The sequence below is a fragment of the Arthrobacter sp. NPDC092385 genome (genome assembly GCF_044755105.1).
Classification (GTDB): domain Bacteria; phylum Actinomycetota; class Actinomycetes; order Actinomycetales; family Micrococcaceae; genus Arthrobacter_D.
In genome coordinates this window covers 1-3,536 of sequence record NZ_JBIVQL010000020.1, presented here as the reverse complement: position 1 = coordinate 3,536, position 3,536 = coordinate 1, and the positions used below count along the sequence as shown (strand labels likewise).

At 59.8% G+C, this 3,536-nt stretch carries 3 protein-coding genes; all 3 read left to right on the top strand.

Features of this window, described 5'->3' with window-relative positions:
• Nucleotides 1–666 precede the first annotated feature (666 nt).
• The 3 genes from ACIQCY_RS16940 to ACIQCY_RS16930 all read left to right on the top strand — a co-directional run bounded on the left by ACIQCY_RS16940 (nucleotide 667) and on the right by ACIQCY_RS16930 (nucleotide 2,617).
• The gene (locus tag ACIQCY_RS16940) at nucleotides 667–1,290 is read left to right on the top strand and encodes a DUF6349 family protein (RefSeq protein WP_400485028.1); all 624 of its coding nucleotides are present in this window, start codon (nucleotides 667–669) and stop codon (nucleotides 1,288–1,290) included.
• 156 nt (nucleotides 1,291–1,446) lie between these two features.
• Nucleotides 1,447–2,235, top strand: a complete 789-nt coding sequence (locus tag ACIQCY_RS16935; protein ID WP_400485027.1) for a ParA family protein — start codon at nucleotides 1,447–1,449, stop codon at nucleotides 2,233–2,235.
• A 4-nt stretch (nucleotides 2,236–2,239) separates the two neighbouring features.
• Nucleotides 2,240–2,617: a hypothetical protein gene (locus ACIQCY_RS16930; RefSeq protein ID WP_400485026.1), complete on the top strand. Its 378-nt coding sequence runs from the start codon at nucleotides 2,240–2,242 to the stop codon at nucleotides 2,615–2,617.
• Nucleotides 2,618–3,536 lie beyond the last annotated feature (919 nt).

The window sequence follows — 3,536 nt, the reverse complement described above, 5'->3', positions numbered from 1 at the left end:
GCCCCCCCCCCCGAGTACTCGAGCTCCACCCAGATCGGGAGAGCCTTCGCCGGCTCAGTCACGACGTCGTCGGGTTCCTCGAGTTGCAGCGGAGCAACGAACCGGTCAGCACTCGGCGGGATACCATGCCACCCAGGACGCGGCACCGGAACGGGTACCGGCGGTTCAGGAGCTGATTCAGCAGTCACTGATCCGTCCGGATCGCAATGATTTTGTACCCGTCGGGAAGCGGTCAACCAGCGTGGCTCGCGCGGCCGCGTAATCGGCACCCTCAGCGCCGATGTGGTCGATCGTGTCCATGTCATCGCCGCAGCGGATCGTTCCCGTAAATAGCACGCGCCGACTCTACCCAGACGCACCGACAGCCAGCGGACGGGACACCGACCGCCCCAGTACTCCCCCGACCAGTCCCGCTACGCAGTCCTACCAGCACTTCGCTGACGCTCAGCTCCACGATCAACACCTTTTTGCAGCTGCCCGAAGAGCGTACGCACTCCCTCCGACCTTTCTACGGCTACGCCGCCACGCACCCACAACTTTTCCCAGGCGCTGCGCTTATTCCTGGAAAAACTTCTGGGCCCGGTGGCCCTACGGGTAGACAGCTCTCCGCGGAGAGCAGCGAGACAAGCTCGCCAGCAGCAAAAAGCGATGGAGAGGAACCACACCATGACCACCACGACCCGCTCGCGTCCCAGCCGGATCACCCCTCAGATCAACAACCAGCTCGACATGTTTGACCTCCTGACCCTCGCAGAGCCCATCACCGCCCCTCTCAGCTTCACCGTCGATTCCTACACACCCGAAGAGCACCACAAAGCCTGCGAACGCTGGAGGATCGAACACGGGAACCTCGGAATCTGGGGTAAATCCCACATGTGGCACTGCAACGGAAACGACTTCGGGAACAACCGCACCCTCACCGGCGGCCACCCCACCGTCCTGATGAGTGCCGACACCCGCTGCGACCATTACTACCCCGCCACATGCTCCTGCGTCGGTGACCTGCTCTATCGGATGCACTGCGAAGGATGCGGCCACGTCACCGGCATCCACGCCAGTGAGAACGCCGCCGTCGAGGAACACCTCGACCACTGCTGGAACGGATGGCGGAACCTCCCCACCATCACCCGCAAAAGCCAAGGCGGCCCATGGAAGATCCCCGACGACTACCCCACCAAGTGGCAGATCGAGGGAGCCCCCGTACGAACCTTCCGCCAGCCCATGGGAACCCGCCACGTCCCCGGCCGCTCCCCCTTTGGAGGCTACGACGCAGGAACCCTATCCCCATAAGTACTAATAGTAGTATTTTCCCCACCGCCTTGGATCAGGTGGTGAGGGCTTTACTGAGGGCCTCGAATACTCAATTCCTAATACTTCTGATGACACCAACAGTACTGTTGTGTATATTAGTTCTATTATTACTAGTGCCCCTACCGAAGGAGAACCATGGTCGCGCAAATCCTCGCCCTGTGTAACCAGAAAGGGGGAGTGGGCAAGAGCACGACAACCTTTCATCTCGCCCGCAGCGCGGTCACCAAGGGACTCCGGGTCCTCGTGGTCGATGCTGACCCACAAGGCAACATCACGAGCGTTCTGACAGAGGAGGTAGGAGACGATGCCGCGGGCCTCGCTGACGTCCTCAGCGCGAGAGCGTCAGACACAATCAATGACGTCGTCATCGACGGTATCTGGGATGGGTTGTCCGTCGTCCCTACAGCAGGGGAGACGCTCGGAGTGGTCCGCGACGAACTTGTCGTGGCCGGGGCGGGGCGAGAAGCCAGGCTGAAAGACGCCCTGCATAAAGTGCACGACGATTACGACCTCGTCCTCATCGACTGTGCACCGAGCTTGGACACTCTCACGATTAACAGCCTCACCGCAGCTACCGGAGTCGTGGTCGTCACCCAGTCGAAGCTCTGGAGCGCCAATGGGCTCGCCAAGCTCCTCGACACCATCGCCGCTGTACAGGCGCACTATAACCCCCAGCTCCGGATCGCTGGCATCCTCGTCAACCAGCACGAGTCGCGCACCATCGGGGGAGCCCACTGGGCAGAGCAGATCCAAGAAGCCACTACAGCTCGGGGCCTTCCACTCCTGCAACCGCCAATGCCCAAACGTGCGATCATCGCCGATTCAGCCGAAGCAGCACAAGGACTCGACGAACTAGGAGCTGACGGGCTGGAACTCGCCGCTCTGTATGACAGCTATCTCGACGTACTAATGGAGAGGAAGTAACACCATGGCTAACCGCGCAGCACCCCGAAAGTCCACGCTGGCCGGCAAGTCTCCGGTGACCGCAGCAACGCAACCGGAACCAAGCGTTCCGGCCGACCAGGCTCCGTCAACGACGACATCAGCTTCTCGAGCACAGTCGCCGGCACCCAGTCCATCGAGCAAGAAGACGAAGGTCGCCTACTACCAGGACGCCGAGCTGGCAGCGAGAGTCAGGGGAGCGTTCCAAGCGACGGCCCATCTGGAGGACCATCGCAGCTTCTCGGATTTCCATGCCGCTGTGATGGAAGCCGAACTCGAACGGCTCGAAAAGAAGTACAACAACGGTCGTCCGTACAAAGGAGCTGCACCTAAAAGTGGTCGCCTCGGACGCCCTCTGGACTAAGGAAACCCTTGTGCATAGATAGTACTATTAGTACTAATAAACCTATTGTATCTAAGGGTGACGGATTAATGACGCTCCCGCTGTACATCAAGCCAGAGGGTTGCTGGCAGTGCATGAAGACGAAGGATTCGTTCGTCAAGGCCGGCGTCTAGTTCGACATCGTGGACCCCGCCATCCCGCCAAGGTGGCCGAACTGCTGGCAGTGAAAGAGCGCATTCACTCGTCATCGGGCCCCGATCGAGAACTGGCAGAACTGAAACGGCTGAGACTGTTGGTAGACCACTTCAACAAGCCCACACGAGGTTCGGCATGTCGTTCATAGACCGGAGCATAACGGGACAAGGAACGAATCTTAGTAAGCGCTGGCGAGCACATACGGAACAGGCCTGCGCGCTGAGTTAGCAGGCTTAGGCTGGGGGCATGAAAGTGCTTCGCCTGTTCAACTATTGGATCGACAAGATAACCCCACGAGAAGCAGTAGATTACTCGGCGGGGACAACTATGTCCGCGTGTCACGTGAGTCCTGTGGAAGATGCTCTACTGTCGCCGGCAGCGTTGGAGGATTTGGGGAACGCTTGGGCCGAGGTAGAGGCGGCGGCTAAGGAAGCAGGTGTAGTCAAGTTTCATGCTTGTTCCCGGTTTGGGCAGCGTTGGCAGGACGACTCCGAATCGGTGAGAGCCGTCGCGGCCTTGTTGCGGGAGCGCTAGAAAACGACTGGTTCTGCGTGTCGCAGAAGCTGGCGAATGTTGCGCACGGAAGATCGGCAGTGGTGAGCATGACTAGCTCCTCGCGCATGACGAACCCCTTAATCCGAGTATCTAGCTGTACTGACCGGACACGTTGGTCAATCGTGAGAAGGGCGGCTGGTTGCTGCAGGCTGTGTGGGGCCGGTGATGGTTGTAGTAGTGCAGCCAGCCG

Coding starts and splice junctions, on each gene's coding strand:
- ACIQCY_RS16940 (WP_400485028.1), top strand. CDS start 667: ATGACCACCACGACCCGCTCGCGTCCCAGCCGGATCACCCCTCAGATC.
- ACIQCY_RS16935 (WP_400485027.1), top strand. CDS start 1,447: ATGGTCGCGCAAATCCTCGCCCTGTGTAACCAGAAAGGGGGAGTGGGC.
- ACIQCY_RS16930 (WP_400485026.1), top strand. CDS start 2,240: ATGGCTAACCGCGCAGCACCCCGAAAGTCCACGCTGGCCGGCAAGTCT.